This is a genomic window from Actinosynnema pretiosum (assembly GCF_002354875.1).
Taxonomy (GTDB): domain Bacteria; phylum Actinomycetota; class Actinomycetes; order Mycobacteriales; family Pseudonocardiaceae; genus Actinosynnema; species Actinosynnema auranticum.
Window position 1 is genome coordinate 6,893,156 of sequence record NZ_CP023445.1, and the last position, 19,181, is coordinate 6,912,336.

The following is a 19,181-nucleotide window of genomic DNA, read 5'->3' on the forward strand; positions in this document are numbered from 1 at the left end:
TCGGACGATATCGGGGGATGCCACTTTGGCCGTGTCGGACCTGCCGCTGTCCCTGGACCGCTCCTCGCCCGAGCCGCTGGCCGCGCAGCTCGCGGACGCCCTGCGCGCCGCGGCGGCGGACGGCAGCCTGCGCAGCGGCGACCGGTTGCCGTCGACGCGGGCGCTGGCGAAGGAGTTGGCGGTGAGCCGCACGGTGACCAGCGCGGCCTACGAGCAGCTGCACGCGGAGGGCTGGATCGCCGGGCGGCACGGGTCGGGCACGTACGTGACGACCACGCCGCCGGGCGCGCCGGGGACCGCCACGCGGTTCACCGAGCAGCCGCCGCGCGAGCTGGTGGACCTGGCGCCGGGGTCGCCGTGGGGCGGCGGGTTGGAGCGGGCGGCGTGGCGGCGGGCGTGGCGGGCGGCGGCGGACGCCCCGCCGCTGCTGCGCCCGCACCGGGCCGGGCTGCCGGAGTACCGGGCAGCGGTGGCCGAGCACCTGCTGCGGCACCGGGGTCTGGCGGTGCGGGGCGGTCCGCGCGCGGACCTGGTGCTGGCCACCGGGGGGACCACGGCGGCGCTGTTCGAGATCGGCCTGGCGGTGCTGTCGCCGGGGGACGCGGTGGCCGTGGAGGAGCCGGGCTACCAGCGGGCGGTGGGTGCGCTGCGGGCGCTGGGCCTGCGCGTGGTGCCCGCGCCGGTGGACGGCGAGGGGATGCTCGTGGACGCCGTGCCGGACGGGGTGCGCGCGGTGTACTGCTCCCCCGCGCACCAGTACCCGCTCGGCGGCCGGATGTCGGCGGGGCGGCGGGTGGCGCTGGTGGAGCGGGCGCGGCGGGACGGCTGGCTGGTGCTGGAGGACGACTACGACGGCGAGCTGCGCTACGACGTCTCCCCGCTCCCGCTGCTGGCCGCGCTGGCCCCGGACGTGGTCGTGCACCTCGGGACGACCAGCAAGATCCTCACGCCGACCCTGGGCGCGGGCTGGTCGGTGGCGCCGCGCGCGGTCGCGGAGGCGGTGCTGGAGCACCGCGCCAGGACCGGCACGAGCCCGGCGGCGGCGGGGCAGCGGGTGCTGGTGGAGCTGGCGCGCACCGGGGACCTGGGACGGCACCTGCGGCGGCTGCGGCGGGAGTTCGCGGAGCGGCGGGGGTTGGTGGTGGGCGCGCTGGGCGCGGCGGGGCTGGCGGTGCTGGGGGACGACGCGGGGGCGCACGTGGTGGTGCCGGTGGGGTCGGCGCGGGAGGAGCGGCGGGTGCTGGCGGAGGCGGAGCGGCGGGGGCTGCGGTTGGACGGGCTGGAGCGGCACCACGCGGGGGAGCCGGTGGTGCACGGGGTGGCGATCGGGTACGGGGCCTGCACGCGGGAGCAGCTGGAGGCGGCGCTGCCGGTGGTGGTGGGGTTGCTGGGCTGAGGGTGCAGTTGCCGGGGGCGGGAGGGCGGCGGACTCTTGCGCCCGAGGGGCGCGGTGGCGTCCGTCGGGGAAGTCGCGGAGCGGGTCGCGCGGGTCGTCGAGCTGGCCGGGAGGTGCCGGGCGGCGCTGGTCGTCGCGCGGGACTCGGCGCAGGACGCGTTCTCGCTGCCGGCCACCTCGCTCCGCGGGGCGGAGGGGCTGGAGGCGGACGCGGCCGAGGCGCTGCGCAGCGGGCTGATCGGCGAGGTGGGGACGACGGTCCCCGAGGCGCCGCCGACCACCCGGCGGACCGCGTCGAACGCCTTCGCGAATCCCTGCCGCCTCCGGTGGTGAGGGGCGCGGGGCAGCAGACGCGCGGTCGGTGGATAGCGCCCAACGGCCGCGACTACCCCACCAGCAGTGGCGTGGACTCGCGCTCGGAGCTGGTCAACGAGCAGCTCACGGCGGTCATCAACAACACGCCGTGCTTGCGACACGAGGTCGCATGCGTCAAGTGGATCAGCCAAATGGAGGTCCGATGATATCGGAGGTATGATCCCGGATTCGTGTCCGTGAATCCGTCCCCGCTTTCGACGTGCGTCGCCGGTAACAGCGGGGTGCGAAGCTCGAATGAAAGCCGAAGGGTTCCCGTTCCATCCGGGAGCTACGGGCAAGGGGAAGACCGGACGGGTGAATGCAGTGAACTCCCAGCGATGCCGCGTTATGTTGAGACCCTAGCAGATGGGATGTCACAGCGGGGTACAGGACTGGCCGTTGAGAAGCGGCGGGTGCCGGTCATGGAGCATGGGTTGGCCGGATCGGACACCACCGTCCCGCGGTTGAGGGGGCACCCACCCCGGTCGTGTCTTGCGTATGCGGAACGTGGTAACCCCGTCGAGGTCCGCGGATGTCGGTTGTCTGCGGTAGGCCGACTGCGAAGAAGGCGGAACCCCTCGGCGGGATCGGGATGATCCGAGAAGCGAACGCCGGCCGCCGAAAGGCAACAGGAAACTGCGCGTGCAGTCCGGCTCCTCCAAGGCCGGAACGTGTGGACAACTGGCCGGATACGGGCTCGCGCCCGGCCCGAAAGGGAGCTGACGCGGATCAGGTGAGCCTGCGGAGATGAGGTGATCGCACTGGCGGAACCGAAGGACAAGTTGGGCGTCACCGCTTCGAGGGTGGCGAACGGACCGGAGGACGACTTTCTCGACTGGGACCGGATTGACTTCCCGGCCGCCGAGAAGTCCGTACGGCGGCTGCGGCGGCGCATCTTCACGGCGAGCCAGGCGGGTGATCTGAAGAAAGTACGGAATCTTCAGAAGTTGATGCTGCGCAGCCGTGGCAACACAGTGGTCAGTGTGCGACGGGTGACGCAGGTCAACGCTGGCCGCCGGACGGCGGGCGTCGACGGCCGGGTAGTGGCTTTCGATGACCAACGCGCGATGCTGGTGTGGTGGGTCCACCGTCAGGTCCGGCCGTGGCGCGCGAAGCCGGTCCGGCGCGTGTACATTCCGAAAGCCAATGGAAAGCAACGCCCACTCGGGATTCCCGTCGTCGTCGACCGCGTGCTGCAAGCACGGATGGTCAACGCGCTGGAACCTGAATGGGAGGCCCGGTTCGAACCACGGTCGTACGGTTTCCGGCCGGGACGTGGCTGTCAGGACGCGGTCGCGCAGATCTTCCAGTCCTCGCGGGGCAAGAACCCGTCGCGGCGGTGGATCCTGGACGCGGACCTGGCGGCGGCGTTCGACCGCGTCGACCACGAGCACCTGCTGGCCAGGCTCGGGAACCTTCCCGGTCGCGGCCTGGTCCGGCAGTGGCTCAAGGCCGGTGCGGTCGATCGCGGGCGTTTCGTCCCCACCGGCGAGGGCACGCCGCAGGGCGGCGTGATCAGCCCGCTGTTGCTCAACATCGCGCTGCACGGAATGGAGGCCGCCGCAGGCGTGCGTTACCGGAATCTTTCGGGCCGGATCGGCTACACCGAGCCCGGTTCCCCGATTCTGGTGCGTTACGCCGACGATCTGGTCGCGCTGTGTCACACGCGTGATCAGGCCGAGCTGGTGAAGTCCCGGTTGGAGGAGTGGCTGAAACCGGGAGGGTTGTCGTTCAACGAGGACAAGACACGCATCGCCCACCTCGATGACGACGGTTACGACTTTCTCGGCTTCACTGTCCGGCGTTACAACGGGAAGCTGCTCGTCAAACCCAGCCGGGACGCGGTGGCCCGGATCAGACGACGGTTGCGTGCCGAGATCTTGTCCCGGAACGGGGATGATGTCACGGCGTTGCTGCGCGCGCTCAATCCGATCGTGCGCGGCTGGTCGGCCTACTACCGCACGGTGGTGTCCAAGAAGGTGTTCAACGACTTGGACTCCTACGTGTTCCACTTGCTCTACAAGTGGGGGCTGCGCCGTCATCCGAGGAAGTCGAGACGATGGATGATCTCGCGCTACTTCGGCAGGTTCAACAAGTCCAGAAACGACAACTGGGTGTTCGGCGACCATGAGACCGGTGGTTACCTCCAGAAGTTCAGTTGGACGAGGATCGTTCGACATGTGATGGTCATCGGTACGGCCTCGGTGGACGATCCCACCTTCACCGAGTACTGGGCACGGCGTCGCCGCAGAAGCATCCTTCCGGTCGACACGACCACCTTGCGGCTATTGAAACAGCAGCAAGGTAGGTGCTGGGTCTGCGCTGACTATTTGCTCTACGCTGACCATCAACCACGGAGCCCGAACGAATGGGAGCAGTGGTTGCGGGTGGTCAAGAAAGCGATGAACGCTCAACATGTCGCTTCTGTGTCATCCGACGTGACGAACAATGAACCGATCCGTCTCATGCACTCCTACTGTCGGGCAAGGTTCCGGCAGGAGGAACAGCAATCCGCTTGATCGCCCATTGGGGCTTGCTTGAGCCGGATGCGGTGAAAGTCGCAAGTCCGGTTCTGAGGGGGCGGGGACGTAGCAATGCGTCCCCGCTACCCGGCAAGGGCGAGCACAACTGCGGCACGCTGGCGCCGATCCTGCTTCCCGAGGGGTGCGCCCTCACCGTCTGCGGGATCACTCCCAGGAGGACGCGCACCCGCGTCCGGCACACCGGAGGAACTGGACCGCGTGCTGGACGTGGCGGTCGGGTGGGGCTGGCCGGCCACGAGACGAAGACCGGGACCGTCTTGCACTACTGCACGAACGCGGACACCGAGACCCCGCTCAGCGCCGAGATCCCGCGTGAGATCGCCTCCCCCCGGCGGCGCCCGCCGGGGGGGGAGGCGATCAGGGGTCAGCCCTGCTGGATGGTGGACAGGAACGAACGCCAGGCCGCGCCGCCGAACGACAGCTCGCCCGCCTGCGGGGCCTTGCTGTCGCGGACCTCGCGCGCGACCTCGGACGTGCAGCGCAGTTCGACGCACTGCGCGCCGTTCCCGCTCCTGGCGGACTTGCGCCACGCCCCGGTGACCTGGATCTCAGAGTTCATTGGCCCGACTTTCTAGTAGTGCGCGGCTGTCGCTCTCGGACAGCGCCCGCCGCTGCGCGTCGTCGTAGGCGATCACGTACGGTTCGGTCGTTTTGATGTAGTCCGCACCGCCCATGCTCTCGACATAGGCCAGGTGCACGTTGGCGGGCTCGATCCAGAGCAGCGTGAACGGGCTGCTCAACGCCGGGGTGGTGCCCGCGCTGAAGGGCAGGATCCGCACGGAGAAGTGCGGGAGGTCCGCGAACACGAGCAGTCGCCGGAGCTGGCCGCGCATGATCGCGCCACCTCCCACCAGGCGGTGCAGGGCTTCCTCGCCGAGGATGACCGACACCCGGCGTGGTTTGCCGGTGGCCGTGACCATCTCGTCCGCGAGGAGGTCGCCCCGCTTCTCCCGCACTTCCGCCCAGCTGGCGAGGTCGTTCTGCCGGACGATCGGCGAGTGCGCGAGCTGCGTTCGCGCGTAGGCGGCCGTCTGCAGCGCTCCGGGCACTTCGGTGTAGATCATGCGCAGCTCGGTCGCCGCGCGTTCCAGGGCGACGTACTGCCGCGCGTGGTCGGTCACCCGCTCCGGCGCCGCCCGCCTTCTCGCCTCCTTGCTCAGCTTCCGGAACTCCTCCGCCTCGGGGCCGAGGATCCCGTACAGGGTGATCTTCCGCTCGGTTGCGGTCTCCGAGTCCGCCACCAAGCCCGCCTCGCACTTCGACAGGGCGGCTCGCTTGGTGCCCAGCTTCTCGCTGGCGGGGCCCGGCTCCAGGTTCACGGCTTCGCGGTACTCCCGCGCCCGCACTCCGTAGATCAGCCGCTGCACCACCGGACCGGGGTCGCGCTCCTCCATGGCCGTGATTGTGCACCACCGGATGTCCTGGTTCCGTCACCGACTCGCTACTCAGAGTGATTCCCGGCTGTGGCGAATCACTCGTGCGCGTGACCCTGATCTGGATTTTCCAGATTAGAGTGTGCTCAGCCATCTGGCTGCGCGTGCACAACAGAGGTTGTGCACGCGCACCATAGCGCGGGGGCGTCGCCGGGGCGGAGATCGGGCCTGGTGGCGCGCGACGAGGGGAGGATCGGGTGAGCGGTGCGGGTCCGTTCGACGTGCAGGCCGCGGCGGCGGTCGCAGCAGGGGGCGCGTCCGCCTTCCGGCCGAGCCACGCCGCCCCGAGGTCCGCGGCCCACCTGCGCCGATGGGACCAGGGCCACGACGTCGCGGCGCCCCGCGCCCCGGCGCGGGCGGTGGTCCCCGCCCTCCCCCGCTACGCGGTGCGGGTGGCGCGCGATGCGGAAAAACCCACTCTGACGGGTGAAGCCATTCCGCTGATTACCACCCGGAAGAGCGATAACCCAAGCACGGCAGACAGCACTGGGAAGGTGTGACCCGTTGTCCGAGAACCAGCACCCCGACAGCCCCGAGACACCCGCCACGGCCTCCGCCTTCCGGAGGTGGATGGGGCAGGAGGCGCGGGAGCAGGCGCCCCGGCCGTTCGCCGTCGTCTACGAGATCGGCGACCGGGAGGACTGCGAGGTCGCCGCCTACGGCCTGGCGTTCCCCGACCGCGCCGAGACCACCGCCGTGGACGACGGCCACCACACCCGCTCCGGGAGCGTCGAGCACGCGCTCGCGCTCTACGCCCGGTTCGCCGCCGCCGAGAACCTGCGCGCGCACCTGGTGTGGCTGGACGGGGACGCGGGCGGCGGGGCCGTCGCGCAGGACCTCGCGAGCAGCTCCCGGAACGCCTAGGGCGGTGGCCGCGAACGTTCGCCGGGTTGGTCAGGCTGCCCGTGGTCGGTCCCGGCGTTGGTGGCGTTCGCTGCGGACGCGTGCCCGTTGGCGGCGTTGGGCGTCGAGGACGTCGGGGTGACGCCCCGGAGCCGGTCGTCGCCGACGGAGCAGCAGCCGTGGAAGCAGCGGATGCCGCGGGTGCGCCGGTAGGTCGCAGGCCGCCGGTCGGGACGCCTGCGCGGCGCCGAGCCGGAGCCGTGGTGCGGGCGGATCGCGAGTGGTCCGAACTGGCCGAGGGCGAAACACCGCTTCGGAGACCGGGTGCGGACCTCGTCGACGCGGTCGAGCTCGGCGTCGAAGGCGGGGTCGGTGGAGGTCTTCCAGGTCCGGGTGCGCTGGAAGCTGACGCCGTGCCGGTGCGGGCTCTGGCGTGATCGTTCCCGGTGAACGCGTGTGGTCACCGCGCTAGGGGCGCGCACGTGACCATGCGCGCCCCAGCGGGAGGACCCGCGTCACCCCAGCGCGTTCAGCACGTCGGCGACCAGGTCCTCGGTGCTCTCGCACCCGGCGGACAGCCGGATCAGCCCCTCGGGCACCGGGTCGCCCCACTGCGCGCGCCGGTCGGCGGTGGTGTGCAGCCCGCCGAAGCTCGTGCTGGCCGCGACCAGCTCGGACCGCTCCAGGAACCGCGCCACCGCGGCCTCGTCGGCGAGCACGAACACCAGCACCCCGCCGAACCGCCGCATCTGCCGCGCGGCGACCTCGTGCGCGGGGTCGCCCGCCGCGCCCGGCCAGCGCAGGCCGGTCACCGCCGGGTGCCCCGACAGCGCCGCGTGCAGCGCCGCCGCGTTCGCCGCCTGCCGCTCCAGCCGCAGGTCCAGCGTCCCGAGCCCGCGGTGCGCCAGCCACGTCTCGAACGGGCCGGGGATGGCCCCGCCGGTCGTGCGCGCGGCCCTGATCCGCTCGGCGAGCGCGGGGTCCGCCGCGGTCACGTGCCCGAGCAGCACGTCGCTGTGCCCGGCCACCGCCTTGGTGTCGCTGGCCACCACGACGTCCGCGCCCAGCTCCAGCGGTCGCTGCCCGAGCGGGGTCGCCGTGGTGTTGTCGACCGCGACGAGCGCGCCGCACGCGTGCGCGGCCTCGGTCAGCGCGGCGATGTCGCACACGTCCAGACCGGGGTTGGACGGCGATTCCAGCAGCACCAGCCGCACGCCGTCGAACGACGGGTACGGCCCGGCCGTGGGGACCTCGCGCACCTCCACCCGCAGCTCGGCGGCGAGCGCCCTGGTCAGGTAGTAGCCGTCGGACGGCACCACGAGCACGTCGCCGGGCGCGAGGACGGTGCGCAGCAGCGCCGAGATCGCGGCCATGCCGGACGGGAACAGCACGCACTCGCCGCCGTCGAGCCCGCCCAGCGCGGTCTCCAGCGCGCGCCACGTCGGGTTGTGCGCGCGCCCGTAGGTGTCGTCGCCGCCCAGCCGGTAGGGCGCGGCGAGGACCGGTCCGGCCAGGAACGGCTCCCCCGGCGCGACGGCGGCGCTGTGCACCACCCGCGTCCCGTCGCCCCACCCCGCCGAGCCCGACCCCGCCGAGCCCGACCCCGCAGCGCCGGACCCGACCGTGCCCGACTCCCCCGCGCCACCAGGTGTGCCCATCAGCGCTCCGCCTTCGTCTCGCGGCCGAGCAGCGCGGCGGTCAGGACCCTCGGGTCCAGCCCGTCGTGGCACACCCGGCGCACCCCGTCGGTGATGGGCATGTCGACGCCGACCCGCGCGGCCAGCGCGTGGATCGACGTGCACGACTTCACGCCCTCGGCGACCTGCCCGTGCGCGGCCTCCTGGGCCTGCGCGAGCGTGTCGCCGCGCCCCAGCCTCTCCCCGAACGTGCGGTTGCGCGACAGCGGGGACGCGCAGGTGGCCACCAGGTCGCCGAGCCCGGCCAGTCCCGCGAGGGTGAGCGGGTCGGCGCCCAGCGCGGCGCCGAGGCGGGCGGTCTCCGCCAGGCCCCTGGTGATGATGGACGCCATCGTGTTGTCGCCGAACCCGAGCCCGGCGGCCATGCCGCAGGCCAGCGCGATGACGTTCTTGCACGCCCCGCCCAGCTCGCAGCCGACGACGTCGGTGTTGGTGTACGGCCGGAAGTACGGGTTCGTGCAGGCGCGCTGGAGCTCGACGGCCCGGTCGTGGTCGGTGCAGGCGATGACCGTCGCGGTGGGCTGCTCGGCGCCGATCTCGCGCGCCAGGTTCGGCCCGGACACCACGGCGACCCGGTCCTCGGGCACGTCCGCGACCTCGCGCACCACCTCGCTCATCCGCTTGAGCGTGCCCAGCTCGACGCCCTTGGCCAGGCTGACCAGCGTGGAGTCCGGCGGCAGCGCGGGTCGCCACGCGGCCAGGTTCTCGCGCAGGGTCTGGCTGGGCACGGCCAGCACCACGGCCCGCGCGCCGTCCAGGGCCTGCTCGGCGGACGCGGTGGCGGTGAGGTTGTCGGGCAGCCGCACGCCCGGCAGGTACCCGGCGTTGACCCGGCTGGTGGTGATCTCGTCGGCGACCGTGCCCCGGCGCGCCCACAGCGCGGTGGGGGTGCCGGAGTCGGCGAGCACCTTCGCGAACGCGGTGCCCCACGACCCGGCGCCCAGCACGGCGACGCGGTCCACGTCAGGCCTTCCTGGAGTGGTAGAAGCCCTCGGGCGCCTGCTCGTCGCGGACCTGGCCGAGCAGGTCCTTGACCTGGTGCATGATCAGGTCGGTGACCTGGCGCAGCTGCGGCAGGTCGTGCGGCCCGGCGCGGAACCCGGCCAGGTCGACCGGGTCGCCGAACCGGGTCACCACGGACTTGCGCGGGAACGGGCGGAAGCGCTTGCGGTAGTGGTCGTAGATGTCCCTGGTGCCCCAGCGGGCGGCCGGGATGACCGGGACGTCGTGCTCCAGCGCGAGGCGGGCGATGCCCGTGCGGGAGTGCATCGGCCAGCCCGCGGGGTCGCGGGTGATGGTGCCCTCCGGGTAGATGACGACCACCTGGCCCGCGTCCAGGGCCTCGTGGGCGGCGCGCAGCGACTGCTGGGCGTCGGAGGTGCCCCGGTAGACCGGGATCTGGCCGGTGCCGCGCAGGAGCCCGCCCACGGCGGGGATGTTCCACAGGCTGTGCTTGGCCAGGAAGTGCGGAAGCCTGCCCTGCTTGTGGACGAGGACGGCGTCGTACACCGGGTCCAGGTGGGACACGTGGTTCATCACGAGCAGGACGCCGCCCTCGCGCGGCAGGCCCGGTCCCTCGATGCGCCTGCCAGCCAGCAGCGCGCCTGCGGGGTAGAGGATCGTCGCGCCGACCCCCACCCAGAAGCCGCCCTTCTCCTTGGCCACTTGCTCCCCTCTCGGTCGTCGGACCCCGGTGCTCCCCGGAGGGCGCCGCCGGGTCCAGCGGGCATCGGGGAGTATGGCGGTGTGCGAGCGGACGTCGACCTGGTGGTGCCGGTGAAGAGCCTCGACCGGGCCAAGACGCGGTTGGAGGCGGGGACCGGGCGGAGGGCGCTGGCGCTGGCGTTCGCCCTGGACCTGGTGGGTGTGGCGCGGCGGGTGGCGCGGTCGGTGCTGGTGGTGACGGCGGACCCGGTGGTCGCGGGTGAGCTGGCGGTGGCCGGGGTGGAGACGGTGGTGGGCCCGGAGGGGTTGAACCCGGCGCTGCGCTTCGGCGCGTCGGTGCTGCGGGGGCGCGATCCCCGGTCGGTGGTGGGCGCGCTGCAGGCGGACCTGCCCGCGCTGCGCGAGGTGGAGCTGCGGGCGGCCGTGGTGGAGGCGGGGGGCGAGCGGGCGTTCTGCGCGGACCGGCAGGCCACGGGGACGACGCTGCTGCTGTCGGCGGCGGGGCGCGACCTGGCGCCCGCGTTCGGCGGCCCGTCGGCGGCGGCGCACCGGGACGGCGGGGCTCGGGAGCTGCTGGGCGACTGGCCGACGCTGCGGTGCGATGTGGACACGCTGGAGGACCTGGCGCTGGCGGCGGGGTACGGGCTGGGGGCGCGCAGCGCTCAGGCGTGGGCGCGGGTGCGGGTCGCGGGGTGAGGCGGGGGCGGTGGGCTACCTTCGGCCCGTGCCAGAGCAGACCGGGCCCGGCGCGCCGCCGCCCGAACGCCCCGAACCCCGCCCCGAACCCACCCCGGCGGCCCGCCCCGAGCAGGCCACCGTCAGCCGCAGCCTCCCCGACGGCTCCGCCGAGGTCCTGCGCGACGACGGCGTCCTCGTCCCCGTCCCCTCCCCCGCCGTCGGCGCGGGCGGCTGGCGGGCGCTGCGCCCCGGTCAGCGGGTGACGCTGCGGCGGGACGCGGCGGGTCGCGTCGTCGCCCTGCTCCGCCCGGTGTGACCCGGAGTTCACCTCCCGGACGGCTCGGATCAGCGCGGGCGGCCCCCATCTGGGGAACAATGCAGAGCGTGAGCACGGAGAACAGCGACCAGCAGCCGACTCCGAAGCGGCGGACACGATCCGCGCGGACGAGTCCCACCACCGGCGCCGCCGCGAGCCGCTCGGCGGCCTCGGGGGCCGCCCCGCGCAGGCGGCCCCGCCCGGCGACCCGGCGCAGCTCGGTGCAGCAGGTCGCCCCGCCGCCGGACGCTCCGCGCATCATCCCCGGCTCGCCGCCCGCCGCGACCAACGACCTCACCACGGTCGACCTGCCCGACGACCGCTACTTCAACCGCGAGCTGTCCTGGTTGGACTTCAACGCCCGCGTGCTCGCGCTCGCCGAGGACTCGTCGCAGCCGCTGCTGGAGCGCGCCAAGTTCCTGGCCATCTTCGCCTCGAACCTGGACGAGTTCTACATGGTCAGGGTCGCCGGGCTGAAGCGCCGCCAGGAGACCGGGCTGTCCGTGCGCAGCGCCGACGGCCTGAGCCCCAGCGAGCAGCTGGGCACCATCTACAAGCGCGCCCAGGAGCTGGTGGAGCAGCACGCGCGCGCGTTCCTGGACCACGTGGGCCCGGAGCTGGAGAAGCACGCGATCAGCATCGTGACCTGGGCGCAGGTCACCGACTTCGAGCGGCTGCGGCTGTCGAACTACTTCACCGAGCAGGTGTTCCCGGTGCTCACGCCGCTGGCGGTGGACGCGGCGCACCCGTTCCCGTACATCTCCGGCCTGTCGCTGAACCTGGCCGTCATGGTGCGGGACCCCGAGGGCGGCATGGACCGGTTCGCCCGCATCAAGGTGCCGGACAACGTGCCGCGCCTGGTCCGCGTCGAGTCCGACCGCGCCAGCTCCAGCGCCACGTTCCTGCCCGTCGAGGAGCTGATCGCCGCGCACCTGGGCGACCTGTTCGCGGGCATGACGGTGCGGGAGTGCCACGCCTTCCGGGTGACGCGCAACGCGGACCTGGAGGTCGAGGAGGACCGGCACGAGGACCTGCTGCTGGCGCTGGAGAAGGAGCTGGCCCGCCGCCGGTTCGGCCCGCCGGTGCGGCTGGAGGTCGCGGGCGACATGACCGAGCACATGCTGGAGCGCCTGCTGCGCGAGATGGAGGTCGACGAGCAGGACGTCGTGCAGGTGCCCGGTCTGCTGGACCTGTCGTGCCTGTGGCAGCTGTACGGCCTGGACCGCAAGCAGCTCAAGGACCGGCCGTTCGTGCCGTCCACGCACCCGGCGTTCGTGGAGCGGGAGACGCCCAAGAGCATCTTCGCGACGCTGCGCGAGGGCGACGTGCTGGTGCACCACCCGTACGACTCGTTCTCCACGAGCGTGCAGCGCTTCATCGAGCAGGCCGCCGCCGACCCGCACGTGCTGGCCATCAAGCAGACCCTCTACCGCACCTCCGGCGACTCCCCGATCGTGGACGCGCTGATCGACGCGGCCGAGGCGGGCAAGCAGGTCGTGGCGCTGGTGGAGATCAAGGCGCGCTTCGACGAGCAGGCGAACATCAAGTGGGCGCGGGCGCTGGAGAAGGCGGGCGTGCACGTCGTCTACGGCCTGGTGGGGCTCAAGACGCACTGCAAGACCTCGCTGGTGGTGCGCCAGGAGGGCTCGACGATCCGCCGCTACTGCCACATCGGCACCGGCAACTACAACCCGAAGACCGCGCGGCTGTACGAGGACGTCGGCATCCTCACCGCCGAGCCCACGATCGGCTCGGACCTGACGGACCTGTTCAACGTGCTGACCGGCTACGCCAGGCAGGACCACTACCGCACGCTCATGGTGGCCCCGTACGGCGTGCGGCGCGGCATCGTGGAGCGGATCGACCGGGAGATCGAGCACGCGCGGGCGGGCCGCCCGTCCGGTGTGATGATCAAGGTGAACTCCCTCGTGGACGAGGAGGTCGTCGACTCGCTCTACCGGGCGTCGATGGCCGGGGTGCCGGTGGACGTGATTGTGCGCGGGGTGTGCGCGCTCAAGCCGGGCGTGCCGGGGCTGAGCGAGAACATCCGGGTGCGCTCGATCCTCGGCCGGTTCCTGGAGCACTCGCGGCTGTTCCACTTCACCGGCTGCGGCGAGCACTGGATCGGCAGCGCGGACATGATGCACCGCAACCTGGACCGCAGGGTCGAGGTGCTGGTGCGGGTGACCGACCCGAGGCTGACCGGGCAGCTGGACGCGGTGGTGGAGTCCGCGCTGGAGCCCACCACGCGCTGCTGGGTGCTCCAGCCGGACGGCGAGTGGGAGGCGTCCCCCGCCGACGGCGGCCGGGTGCGCGACCACCAGACCGAACTGCTCCGCAAGCACGACGCGCTGGGGTGAGCCGTGGTTGACGAGGTGCGCCCGGTGATCCGGGCGGCGGGCGCGGTGCTGCGCGACGGGGACCTGGTGGCGGTGGTGCACCGGCCCCGCTACGACGACTGGTCGCTGCCCAAGGGGAAGCTGGACCGGGGTGAGGCGGCGCCCGCGGCGGCGGTGCGGGAGGTCTTCGAGGAGACCGGGTTCCGCGCGGTGCTGGGCCCGTACCTGAGGGCCGTCCGGTACGCGGTGGACGGCGTGCCAAAGGTCGTGGACTACTACGCGGCCGACGTGGTCGCGGGTTCGTTCGCGCCCAACGAGGAGGTGGACGAGCTGCGCTGGCTCTCGCCCGCCGAGGCGGCGGGGCTGGTGTCGCGGGACGAGGACCGGGCGGTGCTGGCCGCGTTCACCGCGCTGCCGGGCGGGTTGCGGACGCTGCTGCTGGTGCGGCACGCCAAGGCGGGCAAGCGGGAGCACTGGTCCGGTGACGACGACCTCCGGCCGCTGAGCGCGGCGGGGTGGCGGCAGGCGGAGGCGCTGCGCGGGGTGCTGCCGCTGTGGGGCGCCTCGCGGGTGCACGCGGCGCCGAGGTTGCGGTGCGAGCAGACCGTGCGGGCGGTGGCGGACGATTTGGGCGTGCCGGTGCGCTCGGAACCGGCGCTGTCCGAGGAGGGCTACTGGCCGGACCGGGACGCGGCGCTGGCGCGGGTGGCGCGGCTGCTGGAGGAGGACGACGGGGTGCCGGTGGTGTCCTCGCAGGGCGGGGTGATCCCGGACCTGGTGGAGGCGCTGGCCGCGCTGGGCGGGGTGGCGCTGGAGGGCGGCAGGACGCCGAGCAAGAAGGGCAGCGCGTGGGTGCTGTCGTTCCGGCCGGGCGCGCCGGGCTGGTCCACTTCGGACCCGGCGTCCCGGTGGCCGCGCCTGGCCGCCGCGCACTACCTGCCGACGGCGTTGGGCAAACCGCTCTCCTGAGCCGAATGGGTCGCGCCGGTGTGGCGCCCGCAACAGTGCGGGGTGGAATCGCCGAGCGCACGCCAGGTTTTCCACGGATGGCGGAATGAGGGGTCGGGTGGCGCTTTCCACCCGACCCCGGCGGGAAATCGGTTGGGCGGGACCGGCAATCGGGTCGGGGTTTCAGCCGGGGGAAAAGCGGGCACCGGCGGTCCGGTTGAGCCGGACGCCGCTCGGTCGTTAGTCGCGGACCACTCGGCCGTTAGTGGCGCGAGAGCGCTGCGGGAGTGGGCGGCGCCACTTCGACAAACCGATGCGCTTAGCCGGGCGGCGCGCAGGAACGCGCGCGGGCAACGGCTCGGGAACACGTCGGCGACGCCTTTGCGGAACAGCGCGGCGACTTCGGGGCGGGCACCGGGGAAAGGGTGTTGGCGGGATCGTTGGCGGCAGCGTTCACGCAGGTCAGAGGCATGATCAACATTTAACGGGGCGCTGCGGGAATTGCGGGGAACCGCTGCCGACCGCGCACGGGCCGCCGGGACCGGCGGTCGCGGGCACGCCAAGAGGGCCGCCGACCAGCCCGAAGGCGGGTGGGCGGGCAGGCCGAAGGCGGGTGGGCGCGGGGCGGAGCACGGGGCCGGAGCCGGGCTCGGGTGGACGGGCGCAGGTGAACGGTGGCAGGCGGAAGGACACGCCGGGCGCAGGTGGACAGGCGTGGGCACATGGGCGTGGTCGGTCCAGGCGCGATGTGCAGAGCCGGTGCGGGCAGGCGCAGGCGCGAAGGCGGGTCGGAGCGCGGGAAGCCCGAGCCCGGAGCACAGGAGGCGCTCAGCGGCCTCACAGCGCCCAGTGCGCCCACACCCCTACTCGGCACACCACCCCGGAGCTCTCGAGGCGTCCTGGGGCCACTGGGCGGCCGATCGCGCGGCGGACGATCTCCGCGGGCCACGTTCGGCGGATAGCGCGGCAACCGCACCGAGCCCCGCACCCGCACCCGAGTTCCCGACCCGCCTCACGAGATCCCCGAACAGCCCCGCACACCAGGCACCAGGCGGTTGGCACCAGGCGGCGGGCAGTTGGCGGCGGGCAACTGGCATGGGGCGGCGGGCAACTGGCAACTGGCGGCGAGCGGCGAGCGGCCAGCGGCGGGCGGCAGGCAGTTGGCCTGCGGCGGCTGGCAGCTGGTCGCGGGCGGCGGGCGGCTGACCTCGGGCGGCGGCAGTTGGCGGCTAGCAGCTGGCCTAGGGCTGCTGGCGGCTGGCGGCGGGTGGCTGGCCTCGGGCGGCTGGTGGCTGGTGATCGGCCTGGGGTGGCTGGCGGCCAGGGCAGACCTTCGCGTGCGGGGCTGGCCGCAGGGGCCGGAACAGCCCAGGAGCGCGCCCCGCCATCCCCCCACCCCCCGCCTCCCGCCCCCGGACAGCGACGAGCCCCGGCAGGCCGTTGGCCTCCGGGGCTCCGCTGCACCGCGAATCCAGTTGTGGAAAGCACCTCCGGTCCCCTCGGCGGCCCGCCTTCGGCCCCTCGGTTTCCGGAACACCCGCGCGTCTCAGCGGGTTCCCCCGCCGTCCGCGCGGGCCGCCGCTCGCACGTCCCCACCTCCCGCGACGTCCTCGCCGGTCCCCCGGCCCGGTCGTCGCGCCAGGCGCGTCCGCGCTCCCGGCAGCGGCAAGCCCCGGCAGCCTCGCGTTGGCTCCCAGGGCTTCCCAACGGCGCATCCCCGCGCGGTCCCGGTCCGGTCGTCTGACGCGACAGGCCACCGGTCCGAGCACCGCCTCGGCGGGGCGCTCGCGGTCCTCCCGCTCCACGCGGGAGGAACCGGCCCGCTCCGCCGCACCAGGGCCGCGGAACGGGCGCGGCTCACTTCTTGGCGGCCGTGGCGGTCTTCCGCGTGGTGGTGCGCTTCGCGGCGGACGTCTTGGCGGCCGGGGTGGCCTTCGCAGCCGGCTTCTCGGTGGTCGCGGCGGCGGCCGGAGCAGCCGTCTTGGCAGCCGCGGCCGTCTTGGTGGAAGCCGCCTTGGTCGCGGTGGCCTTGGCCGGGGCGGCCTTGGCCGCGACGGGCTTGGTCGCGGCGGGCTTGGTCGCGGTGGCGGAGGTGGACGCGGCCTTGGTGGCGGCCGTCTTCGCCGTGGTCGTCCGCTTGGCGGTGGTCGCCGTCTTCGGCGCCGCCTTGGTGGCGGCAGCCTTGGTGGCGGGCGCCTTCGCGGCGGCGGTCTTGGCGGCCGGGGCGGCCTTCGCCGTGGTGGCGGAGGTCTTCGCGGCAGCGGTGGCGGTGCGACGGGCGGGCGCCTTCGTCGCGGCGGCGGCGCGCGTGGTGGTGCTGCGCGCGGTCCGCGTGGTGGTCGCCTTGGCCGCGGGCGCCTTGGTGGCGGTCGTGGCGGGCTTCGCGGCGGTCGTCGTCGCCTTCGCGGCGGTGGCGGTCGCGGCGGGCTTGGCGGCCGTGACGCGGGGCAGCTTCTTGGCCCCGCTGATGACGTCCTTGAACGTCGAACCCGCGCGGAACGCGGGAACGTTGGTCTTCTTGACCTTCACGGTCTCACCGGTGCGCGGGTTCCGCGCCGTGCGTGCCGCGCGAGCGCGCTTCTCGAAGACGCCGAAGCCCGTGATGTTGACCTTCTCGCCCTTGTGGACGCTCCGGACGATGACATCGACGATGCCGTCAACGGCGGCGGCTGCGTTCTTCTTGTCGCCAAGGCGCTCGGCGAGCGCCTCGATGAGCTGGGCCTTGTTCACCTTCAGTCCCTCCCAGGACGCTCACGGCCCTAGTCGGGCCGACTGAAGGCCACGGTAAGCCCATATGCAAGGAAATACCAATCGCCACGCCAATATTTTCGTTGCGGGGCGGGCAATTGCGCCCTGTTGAGGGACAGGGGAGGCGTCCGGAGGGGTGCGTCCGAGGGAGCGATTCCCCCTGGGGGAGGGGGAATCGCGCCCCGTTCGCTAGCTCGCGGGCCGCACCCCGGTGTCCGGCAGCCAAGCGGCTCGGGTGGACTCGAACTCCGCGATGGAGTCGGAGTGCCGCAGCGTCAACGCGATGTCGTCCAATCCCTCCAGCAACCGCCAGCGGGTGTAGTCGTCGATGTCGAAGGGGGCCGTGAAGTCCTTCGCCGACACCGTCTTCCGCTCCAGGTCCACGGTGACCGAGGCGCCCGGCTCGTTCTCCAGGACCTTCCACAGCTGCTCGACATCGGACTGCTCGCACTGCGCCGCGACGAGGCCCTGCTTGCCCGAGTTCCCCCGGAAGATGTCGGCGAAGCGGGACGAGACCACCACCCGGAAGCCGTAGTCCATCAGCGCCCACACCGCGTGCTCGCGGGAGGAGCCGGTGCCGAAGTCCGGTCCGGCGACCAGGACGCTGCCCGCGCGGAACGGCTCCTGGTTGAGCACGAAGTGCTCGTCGCCGCGCCACGCGGCGAACAGCCCGTCCTCGAAGCCCGAGCGGGTGACCCGCTTCAGGTAGACCGCCGGGATGATCTGGTCGGTGTCCACGTTGGACCGGCGCAGCGGGACCCCGACGCCGGTGTGCGTGCTGAACGCTTCCATTGCTCTGCCTCTTCTCAGACCAGGTCGGCGGGGGACGACAGGGTGCCGCGCACGGCGGTGGCGGCGGCGACGAGCGGCGACACCAGGTGCGTGCGACCGCCCTTGCCCTGCCTGCCCTCGAAGTTGCGGTTGGAGGTGGACGCGCTGCGCTCGCCCGGCTTCAGCTGGTCCGGGTTCATGCCCAGGCACATCGAGCACCCGGCCTGGCGCCACTCCGCGCCCGCGGCCTGGAACACCTCGTGCAGCCCCTCGGTCTCGGCCTGCGCGCGCACGCGCATCGAGCCGGGCACGACCAGCATCCGGACGCCGTCCGCGACATGGTGACCGCGCAGCACGTCCGCCGCCGCGCGCAGGTCCTCGATTCGTCCGTTCGTGCAAGAGCCGAGGAACACCGTGTCCACGCGGATCTCGCGCAGCGGCGTGCCCGCCTCCAGCCCCATGTACGCCAGCGCCTTCTCGGCGGCCACGCGCTCGTTCTCGTCCGCGATCGCCTCGGGGTCCGGCACGGACGCGCCGAGCGGCAGGCCCTGGCCGGGGTTGGTGCCCCACGTGACGAACGGGGTCAGCTCGTCCGCGTCGAGGGTCACCTCGGCGTCGAACTCCGCGCCCTCGTCGGTGGCGAGCGTCGACCAGTACTCGACGGCGGCGTCCCAGTCGGCGCCGGACGGCGCGTGCGGGCGGCCCTTGATGTAGTCGAACGTCGTCTGGTCCGGCGCGATCATCCCGGCGCGCGCGCCCGCCTCGATCGACATGTTGCAGACCGTCATGCGGGCTTCCATGGACAGCGCGGAGATCGCCGATCCCCGGTACTCCAGCACGTACCCCTGGCCGCCGCCGGTGCCGATCTTCGCGATGACGGCGAGGATGACGTCCTTGGCCGTGACACCGGGCTTGAGCGTGCCCTCGACGTTGATCGCCATGGTCTTGAAGGGGCGCAGGGGAAGCGTCTGCGTCGCCATCACGTGCTCGACCTCGGACGTGCCGATGCCGAACGCGAGCGCGCCGAACGCGCCGTGCGTGGACGTGTGGCTGTCGCCGCACACGACCGTCATGCCCGGCTGGGTCAGCCCGAGCTGCGGTCCCACCACGTGCACGATCCCCTGCTCCGCGTCGCCCATGGGGTGCAGCCGCACCCCGAACTCCGCGCAGTTGCGCCGCAACGTCTCCACCTGCGTGCGCGACACCGGGTCGGCGATCGGCAGCTCGATGTCCACCGTGGGCACGTTGTGGTCCTCGGTGGCGATCGTGAGGTCGGGCCTGCGCAGCCGCCGACCGGCCAGCCGAAGCCCGTCGAACGCCTGCGGACTGGTCACCTCGTGCAGCAGGTGGAGGTCGATGTAGAGCAGGTCGGGCTCAGCGCCGCTGCCGTGGCGCACGACGTGCGCCTCCCACACCTTCTCCGCGAGCGTGCGGCTCATCTCAACTCCAA

The 19,181-nt window shown here is 73.0% G+C and carries 17 protein-coding genes; 8 read left to right on the top strand and 9 right to left on the bottom strand.

Annotated features, from left to right (window positions below; translation table 11 throughout):
• The first annotated feature begins 25 nt into the window (after positions 1-25).
• The 3 genes from pdxR (at position 26) to ltrA (ending at position 4,269) form a co-directional block, all read left to right on the top strand.
• A complete protein-coding gene (gene pdxR, locus CNX65_RS29435; protein ID WP_096496653.1) occupies positions 26-1,396 on the top strand; it encodes a MocR-like pyridoxine biosynthesis transcription factor PdxR in 1,371 nt (456 codons plus the stop codon).
• A 54-nt stretch (positions 1,397-1,450) separates the two neighbouring features.
• Complete coding sequence (locus CNX65_RS29440; RefSeq protein ID WP_096496654.1) at positions 1,451-1,729, top strand: hypothetical protein; 279 nt, start codon at positions 1,451-1,453, stop codon at positions 1,727-1,729.
• 773 nt (positions 1,730-2,502) lie between these two features.
• Positions 2,503-4,269, top strand: a complete 1,767-nt coding sequence (gene ltrA, locus CNX65_RS29450; protein WP_232520056.1) for a group II intron reverse transcriptase/maturase — start codon at positions 2,503-2,505, stop codon at positions 4,267-4,269.
• Between the two features lie 388 nt (positions 4,270-4,657).
• On the opposite strand, the gene CNX65_RS29455 is transcribed toward ltrA, so the two are convergent.
• Positions 4,658-4,852, bottom strand: a complete 195-nt coding sequence (locus tag CNX65_RS29455) for a DUF397 domain-containing protein (protein WP_198320567.1) — start codon at positions 4,850-4,852, stop codon at positions 4,658-4,660.
• The gene (locus tag CNX65_RS29460) at positions 4,842-5,687 is read right to left on the bottom strand and encodes a DUF5753 domain-containing protein (RefSeq protein ID WP_096496656.1); all 846 of its coding nucleotides are present in this window, start codon (positions 5,685-5,687) and stop codon (positions 4,842-4,844) included. Before CNX65_RS29460 ends, CNX65_RS29455 begins: the two co-directional genes overlap by 11 nt.
• A gap of 543 nt (positions 5,688-6,230) precedes the next feature.
• Here CNX65_RS29460 and CNX65_RS29470 point away from each other — a divergent pair.
• Complete coding sequence (locus tag CNX65_RS29470; RefSeq protein WP_232520057.1) at positions 6,231-6,590, top strand: hypothetical protein; 360 nt, start codon at positions 6,231-6,233, stop codon at positions 6,588-6,590.
• On the opposite strand, the gene CNX65_RS29480 is transcribed toward CNX65_RS29470, so the two are convergent.
• The 4 genes from CNX65_RS29480 to CNX65_RS29495 are packed head-to-tail and all read right to left on the bottom strand — an operon-like array spanning position 6,587 to position 9,931.
• On the bottom strand, positions 6,587-7,033 hold the full coding sequence (locus CNX65_RS29480; protein ID WP_232520058.1) for a COG3415 family protein: 447 nt from the start codon (positions 7,031-7,033) through the stop codon (positions 6,587-6,589). The two genes, CNX65_RS29470 and CNX65_RS29480, sit on opposite strands and share 4 nt — an antisense overlap.
• A gap of 51 nt (positions 7,034-7,084) precedes the next feature.
• Positions 7,085-8,227, bottom strand: a complete 1,143-nt coding sequence (locus CNX65_RS29485; RefSeq protein WP_096496658.1) for a cystathionine gamma-lyase — start codon at positions 8,225-8,227, stop codon at positions 7,085-7,087.
• Entirely contained in the window at positions 8,227-9,228 is a 1,002-nt protein-coding gene (locus tag CNX65_RS29490) for an NAD(P)H-dependent glycerol-3-phosphate dehydrogenase (RefSeq protein ID WP_096496659.1), read from the bottom strand. Before CNX65_RS29490 ends, CNX65_RS29485 begins: the two co-directional genes overlap by 1 nt.
• Position 9,229: 1 nt before the next feature.
• Positions 9,230-9,931 (bottom strand): lysophospholipid acyltransferase family protein, encoded by a 702-nt coding sequence (locus CNX65_RS29495; RefSeq protein WP_096496660.1) that lies wholly within the window; start codon positions 9,929-9,931, stop codon positions 9,230-9,232.
• Between the two features lie 81 nt (positions 9,932-10,012).
• Between CNX65_RS29495 and cofC the strand changes: the two genes are divergently transcribed.
• The 4 genes from cofC to CNX65_RS29515 are packed head-to-tail and all read left to right on the top strand — an operon-like array spanning position 10,013 to position 14,233.
• The gene (gene cofC / locus CNX65_RS29500; protein ID WP_096496661.1) at positions 10,013-10,627 is read left to right on the top strand and encodes a 2-phospho-L-lactate guanylyltransferase; all 615 of its coding nucleotides are present in this window, start codon (positions 10,013-10,015) and stop codon (positions 10,625-10,627) included.
• Positions 10,628-10,655: 28 nt separating this feature from the next.
• Positions 10,656-10,925, top strand: coding sequence for a hypothetical protein (locus CNX65_RS29505; RefSeq protein WP_157767897.1), 270 nt, complete (start codon positions 10,656-10,658; stop codon positions 10,923-10,925).
• 59 nt (positions 10,926-10,984) lie between these two features.
• Complete coding sequence (locus CNX65_RS29510; RefSeq protein WP_177154436.1) at positions 10,985-13,285, top strand: RNA degradosome polyphosphate kinase; 2,301 nt, start codon at positions 10,985-10,987, stop codon at positions 13,283-13,285.
• A gap of 15 nt (positions 13,286-13,300) precedes the next feature.
• The gene (locus tag CNX65_RS29515) at positions 13,301-14,233 is read left to right on the top strand and encodes an NUDIX hydrolase (RefSeq protein WP_177154459.1); all 933 of its coding nucleotides are present in this window, start codon (positions 13,301-13,303) and stop codon (positions 14,231-14,233) included.
• Between the two features lie 1,836 nt (positions 14,234-16,069).
• Here the strand turns inward: CNX65_RS29515 and CNX65_RS29520 are convergent.
• The 3 genes from CNX65_RS29520 to leuC all read right to left on the bottom strand — a co-directional run bounded on the left by CNX65_RS29520 (position 16,070) and on the right by leuC (position 19,170).
• On the bottom strand, positions 16,070-16,942 hold the full coding sequence (locus CNX65_RS29520) for an HU family DNA-binding protein (protein WP_096496665.1): 873 nt from the start codon (positions 16,940-16,942) through the stop codon (positions 16,070-16,072).
• Between the two features lie 207 nt (positions 16,943-17,149).
• Complete coding sequence (gene leuD / locus CNX65_RS29525; protein ID WP_096496666.1) at positions 17,150-17,752, bottom strand: 3-isopropylmalate dehydratase small subunit; 603 nt, start codon at positions 17,750-17,752, stop codon at positions 17,150-17,152.
• 14 nt (positions 17,753-17,766) lie between these two features.
• On the bottom strand, positions 17,767-19,170 hold the full coding sequence (leuC, locus tag CNX65_RS29530) for a 3-isopropylmalate dehydratase large subunit (protein ID WP_096496667.1): 1,404 nt from the start codon (positions 19,168-19,170) through the stop codon (positions 17,767-17,769).
• Positions 19,171-19,181 lie beyond the last annotated feature (11 nt).